At 45.4% G+C, this 24760-nt stretch carries 31 protein-coding genes; 16 read left to right on the top strand and 15 right to left on the bottom strand.

The features are described 5' to 3' along the window. Positions 1–237, top strand: a complete 237-nt coding sequence (locus tag B5F25_RS05660) for an acyl carrier protein (RefSeq protein ID WP_022040301.1) — start codon at positions 1–3, stop codon at positions 235–237. Continuing rightward, positions 224–1537, top strand: coding sequence for a class I adenylate-forming enzyme family protein (locus B5F25_RS05655; RefSeq protein WP_087210148.1), 1314 nt, complete (start codon positions 224–226; stop codon positions 1535–1537). The genes B5F25_RS05660 and B5F25_RS05655 overlap by 14 nt, the downstream gene beginning before the upstream one ends. Here B5F25_RS05655 and B5F25_RS05650 read toward each other — a convergent pair. Continuing rightward, a complete protein-coding gene (locus B5F25_RS05650; protein WP_241148363.1) occupies positions 1512–1724 on the bottom strand; it encodes a hypothetical protein in 213 nt (70 codons plus the stop codon). The genes B5F25_RS05655 and B5F25_RS05650 overlap by 26 nt on opposite strands. 289 nt (positions 1725–2013) lie before the next feature. On the opposite strand from B5F25_RS05650, the gene B5F25_RS05645 reads away from it, so the two are divergent. The 5 genes from B5F25_RS05645 to B5F25_RS05620 all read left to right on the top strand — a co-directional run bounded on the left by B5F25_RS05645 (position 2014) and on the right by B5F25_RS05620 (position 4674). After that, on the top strand, positions 2014–2307 hold the full coding sequence (locus B5F25_RS05645) for a hypothetical protein (protein ID WP_140406866.1): 294 nt from the start codon (positions 2014–2016) through the stop codon (positions 2305–2307). A gap of 398 nt (positions 2308–2705) precedes the next feature. Then, a complete protein-coding gene (locus B5F25_RS05635) occupies positions 2706–3152 on the top strand; it encodes a hypothetical protein (protein ID WP_087248177.1) in 447 nt (148 codons plus the stop codon). A gap of 155 nt (positions 3153–3307) precedes the next feature. Continuing rightward, positions 3308–3592 carry a type II toxin-antitoxin system HicA family toxin gene (locus B5F25_RS05630; protein WP_013617533.1) on the top strand — a complete coding sequence of 95 codons (285 nt, stop codon included), beginning with the start codon at positions 3308–3310 and terminating at the stop codon, positions 3590–3592. Between the two features lie 3 nt (positions 3593–3595). Continuing rightward, entirely contained in the window at positions 3596–3943 is a 348-nt protein-coding gene (locus B5F25_RS05625) for a type II toxin-antitoxin system HicB family antitoxin (RefSeq protein ID WP_087248175.1), read from the top strand. A 158-nt stretch (positions 3944–4101) separates the two neighbouring features. Continuing rightward, the gene (locus B5F25_RS05620) at positions 4102–4674 is read left to right on the top strand and encodes a plasmid pRiA4b ORF-3 family protein (protein WP_087213170.1); all 573 of its coding nucleotides are present in this window, start codon (positions 4102–4104) and stop codon (positions 4672–4674) included. 82 nt (positions 4675–4756) lie between these two features. Here the strand turns inward: B5F25_RS05620 and phnW are convergent, their stop codons facing one another. The 3 genes from phnW to B5F25_RS05605 all read right to left on the bottom strand — a co-directional run bounded on the left by phnW (position 4757) and on the right by B5F25_RS05605 (position 8171). Then, on the bottom strand, positions 4757–5842 hold the full coding sequence (phnW, locus tag B5F25_RS05615) for a 2-aminoethylphosphonate--pyruvate transaminase (protein WP_087248173.1): 1086 nt from the start codon (positions 5840–5842) through the stop codon (positions 4757–4759). 176 nt (positions 5843–6018) lie between these two features. After that, on the bottom strand, positions 6019–6813 hold the full coding sequence (phnX, locus tag B5F25_RS05610) for a phosphonoacetaldehyde hydrolase (RefSeq protein WP_087248171.1): 795 nt from the start codon (positions 6811–6813) through the stop codon (positions 6019–6021). Then, complete coding sequence (locus tag B5F25_RS05605; RefSeq protein WP_087213177.1) at positions 6810–8171, bottom strand: DUF5690 family protein; 1362 nt, start codon at positions 8169–8171, stop codon at positions 6810–6812. The genes phnX and B5F25_RS05605 overlap by 4 nt, the downstream gene beginning before the upstream one ends. A gap of 498 nt (positions 8172–8669) precedes the next feature. Here B5F25_RS05605 and B5F25_RS05600 point away from each other — a divergent pair, with 498 nt between their 5' ends. The 5 genes from B5F25_RS05600 to B5F25_RS05580 all read left to right on the top strand — a co-directional run bounded on the left by B5F25_RS05600 (position 8670) and on the right by B5F25_RS05580 (position 13042). Beyond that, positions 8670–9557 carry a hypothetical protein gene (locus B5F25_RS05600; RefSeq protein WP_087248169.1) on the top strand — a complete coding sequence of 296 codons (888 nt, stop codon included), beginning with the start codon at positions 8670–8672 and terminating at the stop codon, positions 9555–9557. A 371-nt stretch (positions 9558–9928) separates the two neighbouring features. Beyond that, positions 9929–11203: a replication-associated recombination protein A gene (locus tag B5F25_RS05595; RefSeq protein WP_022040290.1), complete on the top strand. Its 1275-nt coding sequence runs from the start codon at positions 9929–9931 to the stop codon at positions 11201–11203. Positions 11204–11218: 15 nt separating this feature from the next. Further along, a complete protein-coding gene (locus B5F25_RS05590) occupies positions 11219–12178 on the top strand; it encodes a D-2-hydroxyacid dehydrogenase (RefSeq protein ID WP_022040289.1) in 960 nt (319 codons plus the stop codon). Positions 12179–12187: 9 nt separating this feature from the next. Beyond that, positions 12188–12661, top strand: coding sequence for a C-GCAxxG-C-C family protein (locus tag B5F25_RS05585; protein WP_087209755.1), 474 nt, complete (start codon positions 12188–12190; stop codon positions 12659–12661). A gap of 171 nt (positions 12662–12832) precedes the next feature. Next, complete coding sequence (locus B5F25_RS05580; RefSeq protein ID WP_022040287.1) at positions 12833–13042, top strand: winged helix-turn-helix domain-containing protein; 210 nt, start codon at positions 12833–12835, stop codon at positions 13040–13042. Here the strand turns inward: B5F25_RS05580 and B5F25_RS22205 are convergent. Beyond that, a complete protein-coding gene (locus B5F25_RS22205) occupies positions 12959–13288 on the bottom strand; it encodes a hypothetical protein (protein WP_204471826.1) in 330 nt (109 codons plus the stop codon). The two genes, B5F25_RS05580 and B5F25_RS22205, sit on opposite strands and share 84 nt — an antisense overlap. A gap of 270 nt (positions 13289–13558) precedes the next feature. Then, positions 13559–13786 carry a winged helix-turn-helix domain-containing protein gene (locus B5F25_RS05570; RefSeq protein ID WP_022040285.1) on the bottom strand — a complete coding sequence of 76 codons (228 nt, stop codon included), beginning with the start codon at positions 13784–13786 and terminating at the stop codon, positions 13559–13561. A 163-nt stretch (positions 13787–13949) separates the two neighbouring features. On the opposite strand from B5F25_RS05570, the gene B5F25_RS05565 reads away from it, so the two are divergent. Next, on the top strand, positions 13950–14639 hold the full coding sequence (locus B5F25_RS05565) for an MIP family channel protein (RefSeq protein ID WP_087209746.1): 690 nt from the start codon (positions 13950–13952) through the stop codon (positions 14637–14639). 40 nt (positions 14640–14679) lie between these two features. Here the strand turns inward: B5F25_RS05565 and B5F25_RS21560 are convergent, their stop codons facing one another. Further along, positions 14680–14877, bottom strand: a complete 198-nt coding sequence (locus B5F25_RS21560) for a hypothetical protein (protein WP_162614358.1) — start codon at positions 14875–14877, stop codon at positions 14680–14682. A 175-nt stretch (positions 14878–15052) separates the two neighbouring features. Here B5F25_RS21560 and B5F25_RS05560 point away from each other — a divergent pair, with 175 nt between their 5' ends. The 3 genes from B5F25_RS05560 to B5F25_RS05550 all read left to right on the top strand — a co-directional run bounded on the left by B5F25_RS05560 (position 15053) and on the right by B5F25_RS05550 (position 17904). Next, positions 15053–15793, top strand: a complete 741-nt coding sequence (locus B5F25_RS05560; RefSeq protein ID WP_013619499.1) for a (Fe-S)-binding protein — start codon at positions 15053–15055, stop codon at positions 15791–15793. Beyond that, on the top strand, positions 15790–17154 hold the full coding sequence (locus B5F25_RS05555) for a lactate utilization protein B (RefSeq protein ID WP_087209741.1): 1365 nt from the start codon (positions 15790–15792) through the stop codon (positions 17152–17154). Before B5F25_RS05560 ends, B5F25_RS05555 begins: the two co-directional genes overlap by 4 nt. Before the next feature lie 135 nt (positions 17155–17289). Beyond that, positions 17290–17904 carry an LUD domain-containing protein gene (locus B5F25_RS05550; RefSeq protein WP_013619501.1) on the top strand — a complete coding sequence of 205 codons (615 nt, stop codon included), beginning with the start codon at positions 17290–17292 and terminating at the stop codon, positions 17902–17904. Positions 17905–17930: 26 nt separating this feature from the next. Here B5F25_RS05550 and B5F25_RS05545 read toward each other — a convergent pair whose 3' ends face one another. The 8 genes from B5F25_RS05545 to B5F25_RS05510 form a co-directional block, all read right to left on the bottom strand. After that, positions 17931–18470 carry an N-acetyltransferase gene (locus tag B5F25_RS05545; RefSeq protein WP_087248204.1) on the bottom strand — a complete coding sequence of 180 codons (540 nt, stop codon included), beginning with the start codon at positions 18468–18470 and terminating at the stop codon, positions 17931–17933. Between the two features lie 94 nt (positions 18471–18564). Then, a complete protein-coding gene (phoU, locus tag B5F25_RS05540) occupies positions 18565–19284 on the bottom strand; it encodes a phosphate signaling complex protein PhoU (protein WP_013619502.1) in 720 nt (239 codons plus the stop codon). Positions 19285–19337: 53 nt separating this feature from the next. Further along, entirely contained in the window at positions 19338–20090 is a 753-nt protein-coding gene (gene pstB, locus B5F25_RS05535) for a phosphate ABC transporter ATP-binding protein PstB (RefSeq protein WP_013619503.1), read from the bottom strand. Between the two features lie 18 nt (positions 20091–20108). Then, positions 20109–20966 (bottom strand): phosphate ABC transporter permease PstA, encoded by an 858-nt coding sequence (pstA, locus tag B5F25_RS05530; RefSeq protein ID WP_083802666.1) that lies wholly within the window; start codon positions 20964–20966, stop codon positions 20109–20111. Positions 20967–20996: 30 nt separating this feature from the next. Next, a complete protein-coding gene (gene pstC, locus B5F25_RS05525; protein WP_013619505.1) occupies positions 20997–22190 on the bottom strand; it encodes a phosphate ABC transporter permease subunit PstC in 1194 nt (397 codons plus the stop codon). 43 nt (positions 22191–22233) lie between these two features. Beyond that, positions 22234–23013, bottom strand: a complete 780-nt coding sequence (locus B5F25_RS05520) for a phosphate ABC transporter substrate-binding protein (protein ID WP_041584124.1) — start codon at positions 23011–23013, stop codon at positions 22234–22236. Between the two features lie 185 nt (positions 23014–23198). Then, on the bottom strand, positions 23199–23867 hold the full coding sequence (locus B5F25_RS05515) for a hypothetical protein (RefSeq protein ID WP_022040280.1): 669 nt from the start codon (positions 23865–23867) through the stop codon (positions 23199–23201). After that, positions 23848–24642, bottom strand: coding sequence for a metallophosphoesterase (locus B5F25_RS05510; protein WP_225226437.1), 795 nt, complete (start codon positions 24640–24642; stop codon positions 23848–23850). Before B5F25_RS05510 ends, B5F25_RS05515 begins: the two co-directional genes overlap by 20 nt. Between the last annotated feature and the right edge of the window lie 118 nt (positions 24643–24760).

The raw sequence follows: 24760 nt of genomic DNA, 5'->3' as shown, positions 1-24760 counted from the left end.
ATGAAAGAGCGTATTCGGACATTGCTTGAAGCAGAACTCCCGATTGTGGATTTTGATTCAGAATTTTTATTTAGCGAGTTGGATTCTTTAGGTGTAGTTACCATATTGATGATTCTTTCTCAAGAGTTTGGTATAGAGTTGGAATCCCGTGATGCCACACCTAAAAACTTCAGGTCGCTGGATACGTTGGTAGAACTGGTTGAGCGTAAACTGTCGGAGAAACATGACAAAGCTTGACGATTATTTGATACGCCATGCAGAGGAAAGGCCGGAGCATGATGCTTTGGTCTGTGGAACTGAATGTATTAGCTACGCCCGGTTATACGAACGTGTAAGGGAAGAAGCGGCGATATGGGCGTCTGTAAGCGGAAAGGCCGTTGTTGTCCGGGCTACTCAGTCGGTTGGTTTCATTGTGACTTATTTGGCGGTCCACTTGGCGGGCAAAACCGTTGTACCGTTAGAGAATGATATACCAGACGTCCGTATGGAACATATTGAACAGCAGGTAAGGGACAATGATATTCCGGAGGATGTCGCTGATATCCTTTTTACTACGGGTACTACCGGTGAGCAAAAAGGAGTGATGATTAGTCATCGTGCCATTGTGTCGAATGCAGAAAATCTTATCGGGTCACAGGGGTACACCGATGAGACCGTATTCGTAATCAGCGGTCCTCTGAACCATATCGGAAGCCTTTCTAAAATTTGGCCTGTCATCATGCTGGGTGGAACTATTATTATTACCGAAGGCATGAAAAACATGGATGCTTTTTTATCTGCATTCGAGTATCCGTCTTTCAGGCTTGCATCTTTTTTGGTTCCGGCAAGTTTGCGTATGCTGATTCAGTTTGCTTCCGGAAAATTAAGTGCTTTGGCAGGTAAGATAGATTTTATCGAAACCGGAGCGGCACCGATGTCTCAATGTGACATGCTGGTTTTGCGTGAGTTGTTGCCGCATACCAGGCTTTATAATACCTATGCCTCGACAGAAACGGGTATTGTTTCTACGTATGATTATTCATGCAACGAGTGCATTGCAGGATGTTTGGGATATCCCATGAAGCATGCTTCGGTTTTTATAACGGAAGCAGGTTCGGTGGCATGTAAAGGGCCTATGCTCATGACGGGTTACATAGGCGAACCGGCTCTTACACATTCTGTTTTGCATGAAGAGGCGTTATATACGTCAGATTTAGGTTTTATCGATTCCAAGGGACGTCTGAACCTTCAGGGGCGCATGGATGATGTGATAAATATCGGCGGTTATAAAATCTCTCCTGTCGAAGTGGAAAATCAGGTTTTGGCATATCCTGGTATAAAAGAATGCATTTGTATCTGTGCGGAGCATCCGGTTATCGGGCAAGTATTGAAGCTTCTTTATGTAATAGACGAAACTCCGGATTTTAGCCAGAAACAATTGGTTAAATTCCTAAAGAGTAATTTGGAGGCGCATAAACTTCCTTTCCTTTATGAACGGGTAGACAAAATAGAAAGAACCTATAATGGAAAGATTAACCGGAATTATTATAGGATATGAATGAATAGTCTGTCTCGTCCATCACGGCAAGGATGGTCCCCTTGGTCAGTCCCGAATGGTTGGCGATTTGTTCGGTCAGCTTCTCGAACGTAATCGTCCCTTTCGACACGATTTTAGGGTAAAGGCGTGGTGTGGTGTCTTCCACATTGGCAGAAGGCACAGGCAAGAAATCATAAAGAGCATCCATGATAATATGATATATTAAGGTTTATAATCTGTTTCCGGCAATATATATTTTACGTTCCACGGCGCGGAATGTACATTCCATGGGCTGGAATATACGTTCCAAGGCGTGGAATATACGTTCCAGCCCATGGAACATAAAATCGAAACGTCTGTAAACATAATACAATCCAAGCGCGAAAGCAAATGTTTGGGGAGAAAATGAGAATTTAATGCTGTGTCAGGATGAAATGATAAAGAAAGCCTTATCTTTGTATGGCGTTGTGTTTTTTTATTGGATAAATGTATAGGTGATGAAAACGGTATTGATTCTAGTATTCTTTTGGGCATCCGCTATGTTGGGTTATGGACAGGAGCAAGTATTTGATATGGACACTGATGGAAATATCACTATCAAGGGGAAGTATGTCGAAACATATCCGGTTAAAAAGTATAAGAATACTTCTCCTTACATTCGAATGTCGGATGAAAGCGAATATACGTCTAATGGAGACAGATACGACATAGAATGCTTGAAATACAGGAATTGGGAAAATGATCCGGGAGACATTTATTCGTATAAGCTGCCAAGGAAAGGAAATATGTAGTTTGGAAAACAACGAAGGTTGGGGATACCTGACGAATGAGCCTGATGGTGATATAAGGAAAACGTCTTTCTATTATAAAATAGACCAGGGTGAGTATTCCATGGCATTGTTGTTTATCGGCACTTATATAATGAGCCAACCGCCTCGCCTGACTATACTTGTTTTGAAAAATGGTAATGCCTCATTGGTATTTGACAGACCTTCCTATGTTAATAATGTAGATAAAAAAAGAATGAAACCATATTTACGTTACAGGCCAACACGGTAGAGTATAGGGATGTCGGTGTGCCATGCGACTCGCCGGAACTTCATACGTTGGTGTTTAAGGAGGGGATGATTTATTACGAATAGTTTAGGAAGGAGCAATGGGTTATTTAATGAAACAAGGTTTGTAAATTATGAAAAAAATTGTATTACTGGTAGTTGTTTTGTTTGTATACGTGATGAATATGTATGCCCAGTCTGAAATTTGTGTTATATTTACTTCTACCCAATCTGAAGTAAAAGGAGTGAGACATTACATAAGTCCTAAAGATAGCAAACGGTTTTGTGACAGGGTACATATATTTACACTTTTAGACCGTACGAATAAGGCGCAAAAGTATTCTTATGTTTTTGTGTATACACCTCTACGAAGCGAAGATTTGGTATTTTTGAGGGATACAACATTTTTGAAGGAAGTTCCCTTAATAGATTGGGACAAAGTTTCATCAAAGCAAGAAGCAGAGTCCTTGTATGAATCTATTTTATCTTGTGATAGAATCTATTTTATTGACCGGACGGAAACGGTTGATGGGAAATTAAAGGTTTATCCTGTCAAAAAATGGAAACCGGCGATGTATTAATTTGAAAATATATCAGAATTTGATTTGTCGGTACAGATTTGATAAAACACCTATACTTCTTATACTTCTTGCGGCATCTATTGTGCATAGTATATCTACGAAATATTTTGCTTTTAGTATCAAATTTAGTATCTTTGTGTTCAAATAATAAAAGGATGGGAACTAAAGAAAAATTGATTGCCCGTATATTGTCACAGCCGAAAGACTTCACTTATGATGAAGCTAAAAGGTTGTTCGGCATATTCGGATATACAGAAAACAATAAAGGAAGCACATCAGGTTCACGTGTTGAATTTGTAAACCCGGAAGGTGATGCTCCTTTCACGTTACACAAACCGCATCCGGGAAGCATATTAAAGGCATACGTGATAAAAGGTATTGTAGAGCATATACAGAAAAACAGGTTAATAGAAAAATACGAACAATCTAAAAACAAATAATTTATGGGATTCTTTAAATATAAGGGCTATTCGGGATCTGTAGAGTTCAGCCCGGAAGACAATTGCTTATTCGGTAAAGTACAGGGATTGCATAAAGCAACAATCTTGTATGAGGGGAACAGCGTGGACGAACTTCGTAAGGATTTTGAAGAAGGCGTTGACGATTATCTTTCGCAGTGTAAGGAACGGGGCGTACAGCCGGAAAAACCATATAGTGGAAAACTTATCGTAAGAATGTCTTCGGAACTTCATTCACGTGTGGCCGAGGCTGTAGCCGGAAGCGGAACTACTATTAATGACTTCATCAATAAAGCTATCGTGAACGAATTGGAACATGAATATGCCATGTGAACAAGAATGGCCGGAATGGCCGGAACCGGAATATGGAAAGTGAATCTGTTGATGTTTTCGGAAAAGAATTTAAAATCTTTTCGTATATTTGCAGTTCTTGAGGGGTGGCATAGTGAAGTGGCAAACAGAGGATGAACAAACAAAAATATACATAGCTCATGACTTACCAATTTAAAATTCAGATTAAAGGTATCACCAAACCGCCTGTATGGAGGCGGATATTGGTGCCGGACTCTTTTACTTTCCAGCAATTCCATTTTGTAATCCAAGAAGCCTTTGGGTGGGAAAACGCGCATTTGTATTCTTTTTCCGACAAAGCTTACGGCGGTTCTTTCTATATATCCGAACCGGATGAGATGGATGCTTTCTCTTTCGCTCCAAGAAAAGATGCAAGTAAGTTGAAATTGCGTACTTTTTGGGGAAAAGATTCCTCGAAAAGTCTGGTTTATTGGTATGATTTCGGGGATGACTGGATACATACGATCAAATTGGAGGCCGTATCCGATGAGGCTCTCTTGCATGCCCGTTGTCTGGCAGGTAAGGGAACTTGTCCTCCGGAAGATTGTGGCGGTGTGCCCGGCTATGAATATATGAAGGGATTGTTGGAAGAAGACCCGGAATCGGAAGAAGCTCAAGAAATGCGTGAATGGCTTGGGCTGGAAGACGATGAGACTTGGGATGCCAATTACTTTAATCTTGAAGCAACGAACCTGTTTTTGTCTCAGTTATAAGGGTGACATAACGTATCAAGTCCCGGCACAAAAGCATGATGCCTTGTGCCGGGACTTGCTGTATTGACTCCGTTTTAGGGAATTACCGGATTTCTTTGATGGCTTCTACCAGGCGTGTGAAGTCTTCGGGGAATACATCGCCGATATTTCCGATGCGGAAGGTATCAGCTTGAGAGATTTTACCCGGATAGATGACAAAGCCTTTCGCTTTCAGCTTCTGGTAGAAATCCTTGAAGTTGAAATCTGCAGAGGGATAATAGAATGAGGTGATGACAGGCGATTGTGCTTCATCGGGCAGCAGGGTACGGAATCCCAGTGAGCGCATGCCTTCTACCAGTGTACGGTGGTTTTCACTATAACGGGCATGACGTGCGGCGATGCCTCCTTCCGCCTTCAGTTCGTTCAGGGCTTGCATGAAGGCACGTACTACATGGGTAGGCGAGGTGAATCGCCATTTGCCGTGTCCTTTTTCCATGGTTTCCCATTGGTCGTAGAGGTCGAGCGAGAGCGAACGTGCTACGCCTTTGCATTGCTCCAGGAGCGAACGGCGTGCCAAGATGAATCCGAATCCGGGAACGCCCTGGATGCATTTGTTGGCAGAACTAATCATGAAGTCGATGCCTAATTGAGCCATATCGATGGGTACTCCCCCGAAGCTGCTCATGGCATCTACTATCAACACTTTATCGTGGCGTTTTACCACTTCGGCGATGGCTTCCAGCGGATTGAGCACACCCGTAGTGGTTTCGCAATGCACTACCGATACGTGTGTCACTTCGGGATGCTCGTTCAGGTATGCGTCTACCTGTGCCGGGTCTACCTGTTGGGTTTCGTCGAACTTCATCAGGTGATAGTTCAGGTGATAATAGTCGGCTATTACCCCCATGCGTTTGCCGTATGCACCGTTGGCGGCAACCAGCAGGTGGTCTTCGGGGCGGATGACCGAGCCTAATGTCGCTTCTACGCAAAAGCTTCCGCTTCCTTGCATCAGTACGGCGGTATATTCTTCGGGGCGGCTGCTTGCCAATTCTACCAGTTCTTTGCGGATTACTTCCACAATGCCTACGTTATAGTCTTCGTCCCACGTGCACCAGTCGCTCATCATGGCTTCTTTTACGGTTTCACTTGTGGTTAACGGTCCGGGGGTCAATAATAAATACGGTCTCATGTTGTATATAGGTTGATATTTAGTTTATTTTTTAGGAGTTAAGAAGTTAAGGAGTTATCACTCCGCTTTGCTCCGTTAGAAGTTAAGCCAATAGTAAGTCAAAGAACCGTATACACAGAGGTATTGGCTTAACTTCTTAACTTCTTAACTCCTTTAATTAAAAGGTGTATTATCGGTTATTCGTTGTTCATGCGTGCGTTAATGGCATTGATCAGGGCAGGAAGTTCCTTGATGGAATCCACTACATAGTGTGCTCCGGCGGCATACATGCGGTATCTTACTTCGAGCATACGTGCTTTCAGTTCTTCTTCGGGCATGTTTTGCACTTCTTCTTCGGTCAGTCCCAGCTCGTTGCTTCCCAAGATGACTCCCACGCTCCATACGCCGGCGTTTACGCCTTCTTTGATGTCGGAAATCGTATCTCCGTATTTCAATACCGAGAAGCGGGAAGGAATGGCGAGGTCGCACATATTCTTATAAATCATATAAGGTGCAGGGCGTCCGGCGGGCAGGTTGTCCGAGGTGACGCAATTGTCTACCTTGTATCCTTGCTCGGCGGCGGAAGGGATGACGATGTCCATCATCTCTTGGGTATATCCTGTGGTGGAGCCTATCAGGATGCCCATGCCACGCAGGGTGTCGATGGTTTCCACTACATGCGCTATCGGACCCGAATAGTTGCGCAGGGTGCTGAAAAGCAAACGTTGGAATTCGGCGTAGCAGGATTGGATATCATTTTCGTTATAGTCACGTCCGTATTTTTCGCGGAACGCCTGGCTTACGTGGTCGATACGGAACAGGGCACGGATTTCTTCAATCTTGGTCAGCCCCATGTGGGCACGTGTTTCGGCGGCACTCACTTCGAGTCCCAGCGTACGGAAGCTTTCGATGAAAGCCGATACCGGTGCAAAACATCCATAATCTACGGCGGTTCCCGCCCAGTCTAAAATCACACATTCAATCTTTTTCATATAGCAGAAGTTGTTAAGTAGATATTATTTTCTTTTTCATTCTTTCTTGTTTCAGGTTGTTCCGCCTTTTCGGGCAGGGGGCCTTGCTTGCGCTTCCGGGCATAAATCATGTAGATCAGCGAGGCGATGAAGGAAAGGCAGCATGCCACTCCGATGAACAGGCTCATGTGGTTGTAGAAGGATGCCCAGTCGATGTGAGAGGCGCAGAATTCCTTGAAGAGCAACAAGCCGAGTGTGCCTAAATAGCCTACAAAATCGATGGTAATGATGAAGAACCCCACGTTTCCCTTTATCTTGAAGCAGGCGATGAAGCGTTCGAAGAAGATGGTCTGGAAGCTCAGGTAAGCGATGTCCAGGCAAAGGCTTTGAAGGAAGAGCCAGATGGTGGTGGGGATATGCTCGTTTCCTTCGGTCGCCCCTAAGAACGCCAAGGTTCCCATACCGAATGTAGAGAGTATCAATAACATGCAAAGCACCTTCAGGTGATTGTAGGTTGTGGCGAGCAAGGCGAATACAGCCAGCAGGACAAAGGTCGCTATCGAGTCGATTTGCGCGAATGCCCACGAAGAGATGGTCTGTACATCGATGATGCATACGATAAAGTCTTCCTTGATGTCGCGTTGTACGGTGAGCAGGAGGTTGGCTCCGAAAAGCAGGATGAGCAGGGGCATGAACCGGCGGAACAATGCCCAGCGCTGGTGCCCGTTCAGTGTGACGCGTTCCGAACGCGAAGCGATGTCGGCTTCCGTAGGTCTGGGGAAGCGGGTCATCATCCATCCGGTGAAGCAGAGCAGGGGAAAAGCCGCGGCTCCGATGAGGGCAGGCATCCAGAACTCGCTCACGTGAAGCTGGTTGAGCGCATAAAGGCCTAACGATTTCGCCACGCCCGAGCTGAGCGCCATGCTTACGCCCATGATGCTGGCAAGGATGTCGGTGGTGCGCCGCCCTTCGAGGAAACTGAAAATCACTCCCCACATGCAGCCCAGCGAAAGCCCGTTGAAGTAGAGCGCCACTATATTATAAGGTATAGGGAGCACGCCGAAAGCGATGAGCGAGATTTCGGACAAAGCCGCCGAGCCGATGATGAACTTCAGGCGTCCTTCGGGCCTTAATTCGGAAATGTATTTGATGCCTAATAACTTTGCGCTTACATAACCCAGCAATTGGATGATGCTGACGGCTATCTTGTAGTCCATCCCGTACACTTGTAGCCCTTCGAACTCTGCCGCTGTGAAAGGCTTGCGCAGGGCATAGACCAGGGAATAGGAAAGCAGGGCTGTGCCTCCTGCCCAAAGCACGAAGAGCCAGTCGGGCATCGGCTTTTTGTTTCCGGGTATGGTTTGTGTTTGAGTTCTCATGTTTCTGTTCTCGTTTTGATTCCGGTGCAAAAGTAGGGTCTTGCCGTCAAGGGAAAAATGAATAAAGCAGGAATCATATTCGTGTAACAATTCAGAAACATTCCTGAAACGGTTCTTTTACAAAATAGACATGACACTGACATGGAAATGAAACCGGTTTGTAATATGAGGAAGCGTTACAATTGTTACAATTACAATTAATTGAAAATCGTTTTCATGTAAGCCAACCGATGGAGCGAACTTCTTCTTAAAATTATATATTATATATAATTTCTATGTTGTCTCAGTCTTCCCTCATTGGAATCTGGAATCGCCTTGTTGAAATACACTTTTATAATTGTCATTTGTAACAATTGTAACGCTTCGTGTCTTCCAAACTTGCATATACAGGCACATGCCGGTGCAGCTATATGCATCGGGCAACGCAACTATCTGCATGATTCGGGGCGGATATTTGAAGAATTTTGATTAACTTCGTGCCCAAACCCTGTTTTTATTATGGAGGAATTGAAAGAAATATACGACCGCATGACATTCTTGCGCCAGAAAGGCGTCAAGATGAAGGACATGGCGGAACGGGCAGGCTTTTCGCCCAGCGTCTTGTCGGCTATTTATTCGACGGTGCTTCCCGCTTATTTCAAGAACCGCGAGAAAGGGATGGGCGAGGAAGAGGCGTTGAACAATGCGCTGGTGTGGGTGAACAATGTGTCGAAAAAGAAATTGCTCGGTTCGCTTGCCCGATTGAAAGACTCTTTGTTCTCCACGGATTATCAGGCAAAGGCGGTTCCGGAAGATGCCCGATGCCCGTTTCTCGTACAGTTGGAAAACAATGTGCAGGAGACGATGGGGCGTGTGTTCAACTTCAGCGGCATTTACATCAGCTATAGCATTTCGTCGGGGAGCCGGAGCCTGAAGATTGAACCCTACCTGATTGCCCCTGCCGAGAACGGCAATTATGTGGAGGTGGGGCATAACAATGCGTATGGGGTGACCCATTGGGGTACGGCTTTGATGAACGGGTTCAACCACCTGTACCTGATGTTCAATGAGAACCCTTCGCCTCAACTCTCTTTGTTCTACATTTGCCTGAAGCTTCCGATGTACGACCGTCCGCCTTTCTTGCGCGGCCTGTACATGTGTTTCGACTATAATTACAATCCCGTGGCGCGGCGCATCCTTTTTGTAAAATATTCGGACAGCATAGCGCGCGACGAGTTTTTGAAACTGAAGGGAGAACTGAAGGCTCCGGAGGTGCTGGATGAAAAAGAAAAGGCATACTACGATTATACCTGTCAGGTGGAAGATATTATCCGTATGTGCAACATTCCTTCGCCTCGGATGACGGAAGACGACTTGAGGGTGGAAAAGAAAATATTGTCATTATAGCACAGATTTCGGATTATCTTGATTCTTTTGTTTGCTTTTAAAGAAATTTTATTACTTTTGTAATAGTATGAAGGGATGAGGCCCTTAAAGAATGCAAAGAAAGAGAAATGAAAGAAAATTGAAAAACATGTTTAAAGACATAAGTTTTTATTTGTTTAGTTCAGAAAAAGGCCTCATCTTTGTGGTGTTATCCTGAAAACAATCTTTTTACCTTAAAAAAAAACTAATACCTATTGAAAACTTAAAAAAGCTTCTTTGTGAAAAGAGGCTTTTTTTATGCCCTTACGTTTGCCTTTTTTATAAAATTCCCAGCTCTGTTTTTCCTTCACATCTTGAAAATACTTACTTTTGTGAGATAAAAAGTTAGAGTTATGTCACAACCATTGGCGGAAAGGATGCGCCCGAAAACATTAGACGATTATATCGGGCAGAAACATCTGGTGGGAGAAGGTGCCGTATTGAGGCGGATGATTGATGCCGGGCGCATCTCTTCCTTTATATTATGGGGGCCTCCCGGAGTGGGGAAGACCACGTTGGCACAAATCATAGCCAACAGGCTGGAAGTGCCTTTCTATACCTTGAGTGCAGTCACTTCGGGAGTGAAGGAAGTGCGTGATGTCATCGAAAAAGCTCGTGGCGGGCGTTTCTTTTCGCAGCAGAGTCCGATTCTTTTCATCGACGAAATACACCGTTTCAGCAAGTCGCAGCAAGACTCGTTGCTGGGCGCTGTAGAAACGGGGGTAGTTACCTTGATAGGTGCCACTACGGAGAATCCTTCGTTTGAGGTAATCCGTCCGTTGCTTTCAAGGTGTCAGCTGTATGTGCTGAAATCGTTGGAGAAAGACGACTTGCTGGAATTGCTTCACCATGCGCTGGAGAAAGACGCGGTGCTGAAAGAGAAACACATCGAATTAAAGGAAACCGATGCGATGTTGCGCTATTCGGGAGGAGATGCGCGTAAATTGTTGAACATTCTGGAACTGGTGGTAGAAGCGGACGATTCGGACCCGATTGTCATTACCGATGGGAAAGTGGTGGAACGCCTGCAACAGAATCCTTTGGCATACGACAAGGATGGTGAGATGCATTACGACATCATTTCGGCTTTCATCAAGTCGATTCGGGGAAGCGACCCGGACGGCGCTTTGTATTGGCTTGCCCGTATGGTAGAGGGGGGAGAAGACCCAGCCTTCATTGCCCGCAGGCTGGTGATATCGGCTTCGGAAGACATCGGGCTGGCAAACCCGAATGCGTTGTTGCTTGCCAATGCAGCATTCGATGCCGTAATGAAGATTGGCTGGCCCGAAGGGCGCATTCCGCTGGCAGAAGCCACCGTCTATCTGGCTACCAGTCCCAAGAGCAATTCGGCATACATGGGCATCAATGAAGCGATAAGTACGGTTCGCAGTACCGGAAACTTGCCTGTGCCACTCCACTTGCGCAATGCTCCTACCAAGCTGATGAAGGAGCTGGGATATGGGAAGGAATACAAGTACGCACACGATTATAAAGGACATTTTGTAGAACAGCAATTTTTACCCGACGGCATCCAAGGACATCGTTTCTGGCATGCGCAGGAAAACCCTGCCGAACAGAAGTTGAAAGACCGGATGGTGCAGTTGTGGGGAGAGCGGTTTAAAGAATAACAAAGAAAAGTAATTATGAAGATTGTAGTATTAGACGGATATACATTGAATCCGGGAGAACGTGAATGGGAAGAATTGAAAGAACTGGGCGAATTGACGGTACACGACCGTACGTCACAGGAAGATGTGATAAGGAGGGCAGAAGGGGCTGATGTGGTATTGACCAATAAAGTCGTGCTCGACCGTTACACGTTGGAACATTTGCCCGATTTGAAATACATAGGTGTGTTGGCCACAGGGTATAACATCATTGATCTGGAGGTAGCCCGTAAGCAGGGCATTGTTGTGACCAACATTCCGGCATACAGCACCGATTCGGTAGTACAGATGGCTTTTGCCCATATCCTGAACATTACATTACGCGTGGGGCATTATGCAAACGAGGTGCACAACGGTGTGTGGAGTGCACAAAATGATTTTTCTTATCGCGACACTCCGCTGGTAGAGTTGGCCGGGAAGCGCATCGGGCTGGTCGGTTTCGGGCATATCGGTCAGGCTATGGCTAAGGTGGCTTCGGCATTTGGCATGAAAGTGGTTGTTTGTCCGCATAATATGGATATGAAATTGCCGAAAGAATACGAGAAGGCGAAATTGAATGATGTGTTTTCTACTTGCGACATCGTGAGCCTGCATTGTCCGCTTACATCTGAAACGAAGGAAATGGTCAATTCGTTCCGTTTGTCATTGATGAAGAAAGGTTCGATTTTAATCAATACCGGCAGGGGTGGGCTGATAGACGAGAAAGCATTGGAACGTGCTTTGCTGAGTGGAAAACTGCTTGGGGCGGGACTTGACGTACTTTCATCGGAGCCTCCTTCGCCCGGGAACCCTTTATTGAAATTGAAAAATTGTTTCATTACGCCTCACATTGCCTGGGCTACTCAAGAAGCGCGTGAACGGTTGATGAAACAGGTAGTAGACAATCTGCAGGCATGGATTGGGGGGAAACCTATTAATAATGTATTGGAAAACTAAGCGATTATGATGACGAAAGAAGAACGTGTGGCGAAAGCTGTGTCTTTATTTAAAGAAGGATACAATTGTGCACAATCGGTGGTAGGGGCATACGCCGACCTTTATGGCTTTACACCCGAGCAGGCGTTCCGGATGTCGGCTTCGTTCGGTGCCGGAATCGGACGGATGCGTCTGACATGTGGAGCGGCATGTGGCATGTTTTTGCTTGCCGGACTGGAACGTAGTGCAGTCGTGGGAGCCGATCGTGCAAGCAAGTCTGCCAATTATGCTTTGGTGCAAGAGCTTGCCGCAAAGTTCAAGGAACAGACCGGTACGTTGTGTTGTGGAGAATTGTTGGGCTTGTCGAAAAAAGAGCCGGTAACCTCTGTTCCCGAGGAGCGCACGCCACAATATTATGCCAAGCGTCCTTGTCCGAAAATGATAGAGTTGGCAGCTCGTATCTTCGGTGACTTTTTGGAAGGACAAGGACATTTTTCGAAGTGAATGTTACGTTCAGAACATTTAAAGAGTTGTATTTTGCTTGTTTTTTCTTGATAAGCTGAAACTTTTTTAAATAAGCGTGCATAGATTTGTTTTTTTTAATTACTTTTGCAAGGGACTACGCAGACTTTTCTGAGTTAGTTTTTTATGTTTACTATTTAAAAGCAAAAGACTATGTTAAAAGAAAAAGCAGGTGTTATCGCCGGACAAATCTGGGAGGCACTGAATGGGAATGAAAAAGGCATGACTCAAAAAGAGCTGAAAAAAGCTACGAAACTGAAAACGGAGAAAGAATTGTTTTTAGGTTTGGGTTGGCTGTTGAGAGAAGACAAGATTGAAGAAAAAGAAGATGAAGCAGGTGAATTGACTTTTGTGTTGAAATAAGTAAAATCTTGCAGTACAGAAAAAGGCGTTGAAGAAGTCATCAGGGATTTTTTCAACGTTTTTTTTATGATTTTGGTGAGAAGCTGTTTTGAATTTCTCCAAAAAGTTTTTCTTGGCTTGATGTATTCGTTTTCGTGTGTGCTTTGGGCGATTTTTTGGTCCTTTTTGCTCCTGTTCTTCGTCAGATAGCCCGCTATCTTCCTCATCACAGAAGCGAAAATGCCTCAAAAACTCATCCCAAATCATCGCACGATAAATTCAAAACAGCTTCTGAAAATGAATGTCTGCAAACTGTCAATGCATACTCCTAAAAAATGAATATATACTGCATACGCGGTTGAATATATACTTCATCTGCCTACGGATATATACTTCATCTGCCAATGCAGTAGTACTGACTTTTTCAAGTAAGTGCATTCCGTAATCAGATGCAGTAATATGGAAACCACTTATGCCGTTATCTTCATTGTCAAAGGGTATGTATTGGTTGTTTGCGGACATTCATTATTGCTCTTTTTATCCGATGTAAAGACTCAGTTCAATATAAAGAGCGGTCGGGTGCTCGTTGTCACCCTCTTCAAATTGGATTTTTCCTTCGCGTGCCAACCAGCCGATTGCGGCATTTAGTTCACGGTCCCGTAAGCCTGTAGCCTTTTTTAATTCCTGGTATTCCCATTTTCTGTTGTCACCATAGAGTATTTTCCAGATGACTCCTGCGCTTTCGCCGATACTTTGCATGTTCATAGTCGTATGGTTTTTAAGATGAATGGTTCTGTTTGGGTCAGCGTTTTTTGATATTTCTGCCTAAACTTTGATACAAATATACTGAATTTAGCGATAAATTCCAATATTTTTTGTAATTTGGTGGCAAATAACCTATATGTTTAACTTTTAATTCTTATGGCTTATGAGAAAATATTTGGCAGAAATGCTCGGGACGATGATTCTTGTCCTGATGGGATGTGGCAGCGCTATCTTTGCAGGGAATGCGGCAGATGCTCTTGGTGCAGGCGTAGGAACGTTGGGAGTTGCTTTGGCTTTTGGTTTGTCGGTGGTAGCTATGGCGTATACCATCGGTAATGTTTCGGGATGTCATATCAATCCGGCTATTACGTTGGGTGTATGGATGTCGGGTCGTATGAGTACCCGTGATGCAGCAATGTATATGATTTTTCAGGTGATAGGGGGCATTATCGGTTCGTTGCTCCTGGTACTTCTTGTTTCTACCGGAGGGCATGGCGGACCTACCCTGTCTGGTGCGAATTCGTACGACTCTGGAGAAATGGCCCAGGCTTTTATTGCCGAGGCAGTGTTTACCTTTATTTTTGTATTGGTGGTATTGGGTGCGACTGATGAAAAGAAGGGAGCGGGTAATTTTGCCGGACTTGCCATTGGCTTGACTTTGGTTTTGATTCACATTGTATGTATTCCTATTACGGGGACATCGGTCAATCCTGCACGTAGTATCGGTCCTGCCTTGGTGGAAGGCGGTCAGGCACTGGAACAGCTTTGGCTCTTCATTGTAGCACCTTTCGTAGGAGCTGCATTCAGTTCGCTGGTATGGAAGACCATTGGTGGAGGACGGGTAAACCGGTAGTGTCATATATGTAATAAGGAGAAACACAAGGATGCGTCATTTATGTATTTTTTTGACGCATCCTTTTTTTAGAAGCTGTTTTGAATTTCTCCAAAAAGTTTTTCTTGGCTTGATGTATTCGTTTTCGTGTGTGCTTTGGGCGATTTTTTGGTCTTTTTCGCTCCTGTTCTTCGTCAGATAGCCCGCTATCTTCCTCATCACACAAGCGAAAATGCCTCAAAAACTCATCCCAAATCATCGCACGATAAATTCAAAACAGCTTCTTAGTGGTTTTGCCATAAATCTGCAAAAAGCCGATGCGGAGGTTATTTCATCCTTCCATTTCATCCTTCCTGAAAATATCCGTAAAGTCGTTTCGTTTATTCAAGAATATAGCGTAACTTTGCTTGTGAAATAACTTAATGGCAAGAAAAATGAAAGTAGGATTGTTTGTTCCCTGTTACATCAATGCCGTCTATCCCGAAGTGGGGGTTGCCTCCTACAAGCTCCTGAAAAGCCTGGGGGTGGATGTGGATTATCCATTGGACCAGACCTGTTGCGGACAGCCGATGGCAAATGCAGGGTTTGAAATGGAATCGAAAGAGCTGGCAAAGCGTTTCGACAGCTTGTTTGAGGGGTACGATTATATCGTCGGGCCTTCTGCCAGTTGTGTGGTGTTCGTACGCGACCATTATGGCAATTTGCTGAAAGAGGAACCGCACCGTTGTGCCAGTGAAGGCAAGATTTACGATATTTGCGAGTTTATCCACGATGTGATAAAGCCGGATTCGCTTCCGGCATCGTTCCCGCATAAGGTCAGTATTCAGAACAGTTGTCACGGGGTGAGGCTGATGCATCTCTCGTCGCCCAGTGAACTGAACGTACCTTATTATAATAAATTGCGCGATTTGTTGTCGTTGGTAAAGGGTATCGAGATTGTAGAGCCTGAGCGTCCGGACGAATGTTGTGGCTTCGGAGGCATGTTTGCCGTAGAAGAACACGATGTGTCGGGGCGTATGGGGCGCGATAAGGTGCAACGGCACATCGATACGGGTGCCGAGTATATCGTAGGAGCAGACAGTTCGTGCCTGATGCATCAGACAGGCATTATCGAGCGCGACCATCTGCCTATCAAGACCATTCATATTGTTCAAATTTTAGCTGCAGGATTATGAGTACGAAACATTCGAAAGCTGCCGGAGCGTTTCTGAAGAACCGTGAGATGGCTGCCTGGCACGACGAGACGTTATGGATGGTGCGTGCCAAACGGGATAAAATGAGTAAGGAGGTTCCTGAGTGGGAGCAGTTGCGTGATGCGGCATGTGCCCTGAAGATGTACAGCAACAGTCATTTGGACCAGTTGTTGCAGGAATTTGAGAAAAATGCACTTGCCAACGGGGCATACGTGTATTGGGCAAAAGATGCCGATGAGTATTGTAAAATTATTTATAATATCCTGAGCGGGCATCAGGTGAAGCATTTCATCAAGAGCAAATCGATGCTTGCCGAGGAGTGTGGGCTGAACGAGTATCTGGAAGAAAAAGGAATCGAGGTGGTGGAAAGTGACTTGGGCGAACGCATCCTTCAACTGATGCACAAGCGTCCGAGCCATATCGTGATGCCTGCCATTCATATCAAGAAAGAAGAAATCGGTGAATTGTTCGTGCGTGAAATGGGTACCGAGCCAGGCAATAACGACCAGACATATCTGACTCATGCAGCACGCAAGAACTTGCGCCAGAAGTTCATTCATGCGGAAGCAGCCATGACGGGTGCCAATTTTGCGGTGGCATCGACCGGTGAATGTGTAGTGTGTACCAATGAAGGGAACGCCGATATGGGCACTTCGCAGCCCAAACTTCAGATTACGGCTTTCGGGCTGGAAAAGATTGTTCCCGACCGTGAAGCTTTGGGCGTATTTACCCGTCTGTTGGCACGTTCGGGCACAGGGCAGCCCATTACTTCATATACGTCGCATTACCGTAAGCCACGGAAGGGAGGCGAGTTGCATATCATCATTGTAGATAATGGGCGGAGCCAGATTCTTGCCGACCAGGAGCATGTGAAGACGCTGAATTGCCTGCGTTGTGGTGCGTGTATGAACACTTGTCCGGTGTACAGGCGTTCGGGAGGTTATTCGTACACCTATTTCATACCGGGCCCCATCGGCATCAATCTGGGTATGCTGAAGGCTCCTTTGCACTATTATGACAATGTTTCGGCATGTTCACTGTGTTATTCGTGCCAGAATGTGTGTCCGGCAAAGGTTGACCTTGCCGACCAGATTTACCGTTGGCGCCAGCGCATGGACGGCTTGGGTGTGGCAAGCAAGGAAAAGAAGCTGATGTCGGGCGGCATGAAGTTCCTGATGGAGCGTCCTGCCTTGTTCAACTTTGCCTTGAAGAATGCTTCCATCGCCAATTCGCTTCCCCGCTGGGCATTGTACAACGATATGAATGACTGGGGCAAGGAGCATGAGATGCCGAAGTTTGTCAAAGAGAGTTTTAACGAGATGTGGAAGAAAGGAAAAGTTTGAGTATAAGGGGACTGGTTGACCAGGTACTAGGTGACTAGGTTTTAGATACTTTTTGTGGGCGTTGACAAAGTAATGCTATTTAGAACCTAGTCAACTAGTACCTGGTACCTGGTTTCTTAAATAAAAAAATAAACAATGAGCAGTAGAGAAGATATATTACAGAACATACGCCGCAATACGCGGACACGTTATGAGCGGCCGGACTTGACATCGCTGGAAGAGGAAGCTTTGACTTATGCGGATCCGGTTGGCCAATTTTGTAAAATTATGGTACAGATGGGCGGTAAAGCTGTTGTATTGGGAAAGGAAGACGATTTGAACGAAGTTATCCGGCAATTGTATCCGGATGCCAAACGCATTGCGTCCATTCTGAAAGAAGTGCCTACAGGTGAAAAAATCCAACTTATCACCTGTGCGACTTTCCATCCGGATGAGGTGGAAAATCCGGGAGAACTGGACGGTACAGACCTTGCCATCGTTGATGGCAGGATTGGTGTATGCGAAAACGGTGCTGTCTGGTTACAGCAGGATGTGGAACAACGTGCCATTTACTTTATTTCGGAGGCACTGGTGATTTTGCTGGACCGTAAGAATCTTGTCAACAACATGCACGAGGCTTACAAGCGGATTGATACGGGCGAATATGGTTATGGGGTCTTTATGTCGGGACCTTCGAAGACTGCCGATATTGAGCAGGCTTTGGTTATGGGAGCTCACGGTCCGCGTAGCGTGACCGTGATATTGTTGTGACCAGAGATGTGCAGGAACCAATGAGACTATTCGAAGAAAGCGTTGGGATAATGTACCCATCCGTGTACATCTTGTAGTCCGTCCGGTTCCAGTTCGATAGCCATGCAACATTCATCGGGGGCATTGAAAGGAAATCTTATGCCATAGGATGAAGCTTTCCGGTAACCAAATCGTGGATAGTAATCCTTATGCCCCAGCAACAGGACAGCTTTGTAACCCTGCAGGGCTGCCCGTCTGTGGGCTTCACGCAGGAGCATGCCTCCGATGCCTTGCCGTTGAAATTCAGGCAATACAGACAGGGGAGCGACACTAAGTACGGTGGTCGTGCCTTTTTCTGATACGATTCCCACTTTTGAAAGCAGGATGTGTCCTACGATTTTTCCTGTGTTTGTTTCTGCCACCAAAGACAGTTCCGGAATATAGGCTTCTGATTGCCGCAGGCGTTCCACCAGTAAGTGTTCTGTATGGTCGCTTTCCGGTACGTTTAGAAATGCCTGTTCGGTCAGGCTACGTATGAAGGGAAAATCCTTGCTTTTTTCTTCTCTGATTGATAGGTCGTTTCTCATTTTTTGTTTATAGCATAAAGCCCCGGCATCTGCCGGTTCTGGTGTGAACCGCAGCATGCCGGGGGATTTGTTTTATGGAGGTTTCCTTTCGGATTTAGCTTTCTGCTTTGTTGTCGTTTTCCAGATTTTCTTCTTCCGAATCTCTAAGCATTGATTTGTGGTGTTTCAATACTTCCGCATCAATGTAGAATACAGTTTCTTCGGCGAGGTTGTTGATGTGGTCACCCGCACGTTCCAGTTTGCGGAAGATGCCTGCGATTTCCAGACACAACTTGATATCTTCGGGATGTTCGTTGGCGTATGCCGCCAGTGTATCGATGGCGTTTTTGTTCAAGATATCCAATGTTTCGTCTTTGTCGAAGATGGATTTTGCAAGTCCGATGTCCTGTTTCTGCAAAGCATCGTATGTGGTGCTGAGCATGTGCAATACCATATCGAACATGTCTTCCAGCTGGAGTTCGGCAAACAGTGCCTTGTTTTCCGGTTTCAAATCGGTGCGGATGACAAAGCGTGCGATGCTGTCGGCATAGTCGCCGATGCGTTCCAGGTTGGTATTGATTTTCAGCATGGCAAGTGCAAAGCGCAAGTCTACAGCTACGGGATTGTACAATGCGATGAAATCTTCGATGTCACTGTCGATACGCAATTCGAATGCATTGACACGTTTTTCGCGTAATATTACTTTATCGGCAAGTTCCATATTGACTTCCAATACAGATTTATAGGCATTGTTCAGTTGTTGGTAAACCAACTGCCACATATCGTTTACTTCTGTCTTGATGTTGAGAAGTTCGTTTTCTACAAATTTTACCATGTCTGTATAATTAATAGTGAATAGTTAATGATTGACAATTAATAGTTGACAATTTATCCGAAGCGTCCGGTAATGTAATTCTGGGTAGCTTCTTTATCGGGGCTGGTAAAGATTTTCTTGGTTTCGCCGTATTCTACCATTTCGCCCATATAGAAGAAAGCAGTCTTGTTACTTACGCGGGCAGCCTGTTGCATGCTGTGGGTTACGATGACTACAGTAGTCTGTGAGCTCAGTTCGCAAATCAGTTCTTCAATCTTTGCAGTAGAAATGGGGTCGAGGGCAGATGCCGGTTCGTCCATCAGCAATACCGAAGGTTCTACTGCCATGGCACGTGCGATGCACAGACGCTGCTGTTGTCCTCCGGAGAGATCGTAGGCAGAAGCCTTCAACTTGTCTTTCACTTCGTTCCACAAGGCTGCGCCTTTCAATGCTGTTTCCACCCGTTCGGTGATGAATTCCTTGTCTTTGATGCCATTGACGCGTAACCCGTAAGCTACATTTTCAAAGATACTTTTCGGGAACGGGTTGGGACGTTGGAATACCATACCGACGTTTTTGCGTAAGATGTCTACATTGACCGACGGTTCGTAGATGTTTCGTCCGTCAATACAGATTTCTCCAGTCAGCCGGGTTCCCGGAATCAAATCGTTCATGCGGTTGAACAAGCGCAGGAAGGTTGATTTACCACATCCGGAAGGACCGATAAAGGCAACCACTTCATTGTTTGGAATCGTGATATTGATATTCTTCAGCGCATGAAAGTCGCCGTAATAGAAATCTACGTTTTTAGCTTCAATCTTATTCATACAGATGACGATTATGGTTTATTTGGATTTTAATTTGTTTTCAAAATATTTTCGGATGTTGTTGGCAAGCAAGTTCATAATCAGTACGATGACAATCAGAACAAATGCTGTGCCATAGGCGATAGGCGTTTGTGCCTCAATGTCGGTACCGCTGGTAGCGATGACATACAGGTGATACGGCAACGCCATACATTGGTCGAATATGCTTTCGGGCAGCTTGGGCAAGAAATAGGCGGCACACGTAAAGAGGATGGGGGCGGTTTCGCCCGATACACGTCCCAATGAAAGTATCAGTCCGGTAATGATGCGGGGCATCGCCATAGGCAGCAATACTTTCCAGATGGTCTGTGCCTTGGTAGCGCCCAAAGCAAGGCTTCCTTCGCGATAACTGTTTGGGATGTCTTTGAAAGCTTCCTCAGTGGTACGGATGACAATCGGCAAGGCAAGCAAGCCTAACGTAAGTGAACCGGCAATGATGCTGTCGCCAAAGTCGAGGTAATTGACAAAGAAAGCCATACCGAACAAGCCGAATACGATAGACGGGATGCCGGCAAGGTTGTTTGTCATTGTGCGGATGAAGTTTACCATTTTGCCTTTAGGGGCATATTCGTTCATATAAATGCCGCTCATTACACCTACAGGAAACGAGAATACGGCACTTCCTATCATCAGGTAAAACGTACCCACAATGGCAGGCAGGATTCCTCCTTTGGTCATACCATCGGTAGGAGCCTGGGTGAGGAAGTCCCAATTGATGACGCTGATGCCTTTTACGATGATAAATCCCAATATGTAGAACAATACTGCTGCAATGAAGTAGCTCAGTATGCGGAAGCAAGTGAACATTCCTTTCTGAATGCCTTTTTTGTGCTTCATGTAAGACGGATCGATTTCTACAGCCATACGTTATTTCTTGAATTTATTGCGCGAAGATACGATTTCTACGCAAGAGTTAATAATTAAAGTGATGAAAAACAGGATGACACCCAGCAGGAAAAGTGACTGGTAGTGTGCACCTCCGGCAGGCGCTTCACCCAATTCGGCAGCAATGGTTGCCGGGATGGTGCGCAATGGTTCCAGAATGCTATGGGGCATGACTGCTGCATTACCGGTTACCATCAATACCGCCATGGTTTCGCCGATGGCGCGTCCGATGCCCAATACAATGCCAGAGGTAATACCGGAAATAGAAAACGGGATTACGACTTTATAAATAGTCTGCCATTGTGTAGCTCCCAAGGCAAGGCTGGCTTCGCGCATGCTTCGCGGACAACTGCGCATGGCGTCTTCGCCTACGGTGATGATGGTCGGCAATGCCATGATGGCAAGTACCAGGCTGCCTGCCAACCCCGATTCACCTACAGGCAGGTTGAATGTCTGCTGGAGGAAAGGTACGATGACCGCCAGGCCAAAGAAACCGTAAACGACAGAAGGAATACCATTCAGTAATTCGATAATCGGCTTCAGGAATTTTCGGGTCTTTTCGTTTGCCACTTCGGCAAGATAAATGGAAATGGCAAGCCCGAAAGGCAAGGCGATGAGGATGGCGAAAAAGCTTACCCATAGCGTACCGCTAATCAATGGAAGAATACCGAAAATAGGGGAAGGAGTTGCGGTAGGGAACCATTCGTTGCCTAATAAGACGTCTTTTACGGGAATATCTTGGTTTTCGATGTAATGGATGTCTTTTTGTCCTTTCATCAATACATCGGGGACGTAGGCAACAATACCCGGAGTCTGGTGAACCTGTTCAGCAATCTTGTCGCCGGCATATTCATATTCCGCTCCTAATTCTGCTTCTGTATAATGCTTGTCGAGGTCTTCCAGACGGAACACGGTAATGGGCATGTCTTTGCCTCCCACTTCTTTCCAGTTGGTGATTTCCTCATCGAAAATGTTTTTGATTTGTTGTGCGCTGAGTCGTTTTACATCGTTTTCCTTGTTCAGTGCCAGCACGTATCCGTCTTCTACGATGGGATTGTTGAAGAGGCCTACTGCTTCTTTGAACAAGAAGCCGATAATCAGCAGGATTACCACACTGGTGGTGAATCCGCTCACGGTAAGCACATACCGTGCGATGTTATCAATCAATCTTTTCATATTTCTATATACCTTATTTATATATACCTGTTACGTATCGTGGTTAACGAGGAATAAAGCCCAAATCCAATGTTTTGGCTTGCCCTTCTTTCGAGGTGGTGAAATTGAGGAATGGCATGACATTCTTTTCGTTTTGCTTGTCGTAATAGTAATACAACGGACGGACAATGGGATATTCTTTTCGCGTCGCGCTTTCTACCGAGGGATAGACGTAGTGTTTGCCTTGGTCGTAGGATACGGCAATGGCTTTCACATAAGGATTCAGGTAAGCCAATCCTACATAGCCGATAGCGCCTTTGGTCTGGCGTACTGATTGGATGATAGCACCTGTGGCAGGCATAGAGAGCACGCTGCTCATATAGTTTTTGTTGTGTAATACACTTTCTTTGAAGAATTCGTATGTACCCGAAGACGTTTCGCGCGAGTAGACTACGATGCGGGCATCTTCACCTCCCACTTCTTTCCAGTTGGTGATTTTGCCCCGGAAGATGCCTTCCAATTGTTCGCGGGTAAGTTGTTTAACCGGATTTTGAGGATTGACAATAACAGCCAGTGCATCGTATGCCACGATATATTCGCAGGGCTCGTGCTTCGACTGTTTCATTTTCATTTTCTCGCTGAACTTTATTTTTCGGGATGCCATTGCCAAGTCGGTTGTTCCGTCAAGTAATGCCGAGATTCCTACACCGCTACCACCTCCGGTGACAGTAACTGTAGCAGAGGGATTTTGATTCATGTACATTTCCGATAGTTCCTGAGTAAGAGGAAGTACGGTATCGCTTCCCTTGATGCGTTGTGCCATCAGTATGCCAGGAAGACACATACAGCACGCTCCTAAGAAAAAAGAAACACATTTCTTCATACGCCGTTAATATCCAGTTTTTTGATTCTAAAATTTAACGGCTCAAAGGTACAACGAATTCTCCGAAAGGGGTGTTACAAAAATATTACATATCTGAGGCATTCCAGCTAAATTTGAAGTAATGGGAAAGACCGATGCTCTTTTTGTCAATCATTGTCTTTAAACAACTGGACCTTTACTCCAAACGATATTCGTAATATGTCTTTCATTTTCAGACTGCTGTTGGTTGCTTTGCTGATGATGTACAATTCGCAACTGCTTATTTCGTAAAACATGGCAACGTGTTTTACAATGCTGTTTTTCAAATTAAAGTTCATCCGTTGTCCGATAAAAATGTATGGGCGCATCTTGGTACTGAAATTGTAGTAGCCGTTGGGATAGCGTCCTGGTTCTTTTTTCCAGAATTCCTCTCCGGCAATGGTCGTTACATACAGTCCGCAATAGAAAGGCTCTAGTGCCCAGTGCTTGTCGAAACTCATGCTCCAAGGGATATAGCTTTGTTTTACGGTAAAGGTCAGTCTGAACTTGTCGGCATATTTGCCCGGCAGGAAACCTACTAGAAAATCGCTTTCCCACTGGCGGCGTTTGCCATAATCCCATCCTATCCCGACTGCTGAAACTCCCATGCCTCCGGCGTATTGGTATTTTACGTGAGTAGGACGTAACCGCTCCCAGCCTTCATAACGCTGGTGAACCCGTTTGTCCCATTTCCGGGGAGATGGCAAACTGGTTGAGTCGGAGGGACTTCCAAGGGTGGTGATGGGCAACAATGGAAGGAGCAATAGGGCAATCAGGTTAAAAAGCGATTGTTTCATATTGGTAAGTGTCAGGAGTGAAAGTAAAACGGAGTAGCGTACGTTTTTTGATGGAAGGGGCTGTATAATATAACACATCGTCATCGAATAGTTCTTCTACAGAAAGGCTGTGCGTGTGCCCTGCCAGACAGAGCTGGAGCGAAGGATAGGTTTTCAGGTAGTGTTGGAAAACGAGGGCGATATTGTTGTTGAACTGTTCGGTATAAGGTGCCGCGTGCATGGCAGCAACGGTGCGGGTACAGCTTCCGGGCAGTTGGTTGCGGTCGTTTTCCATAAAGGCAAGGTCAGGTATTGCTTCGGTATAGTCGAACTCCAAAGCATTGGTGTTAAGACATACGAAATGTGTGTTTCCTGCCTCGAAAGTGAAGTTCTCGTCACCGAATATGAGCCGGTACACGTCCTGTCCTGTAGCAAGGCAATCGTGGTTGCCCAGCAGGCATACGTATGGTACGTTCAGTTTGTTCAGTATGTTACGTTGTAATTCAAATTCTAGTTTCAATCCGAAGTCGGAGAGGTCGCCTGTATGTATCACGAAGTCTACACTGTCCAGCCGGTTGATGGCAGCTACGGCATCTTCTGTTTCATCGTACCAACGTTGCGTGTCGCTGATGAATACGAAAGAGAACGAATCTTTTCCTTGTAATGCACTTTCAATGCGTTCGATGTTTTTGGCATTGATGCCTGTTTCACCATCAATGTCCAGATCGTATGGATGATATTCTATCATTTCGCATCCACTCAGCCAACAGGCAGAGAAAAGGGATATGCAACTCATAAAGAGGCTTGTGTAAAACTTTTTTCCGGTAATTTTGCGCATAAAATGTGTCTCTTTTATGTATGGGTTGCAAAGTTTGTCATAAAAAGCCAATTGTACAATATTGATTTTTCGGGAA

Origin of the sequence: Bacteroides sp. An19 (genome assembly GCF_002160215.1) — a bacterium.
Classification (GTDB): Bacteria; Bacteroidota; Bacteroidia; order Bacteroidales; family Bacteroidaceae; genus Phocaeicola; species Phocaeicola intestinalis.
Note: the sequence above shows the minus strand (reverse complement) of the source record. Positions and strands in the feature narration are given on the sequence as shown.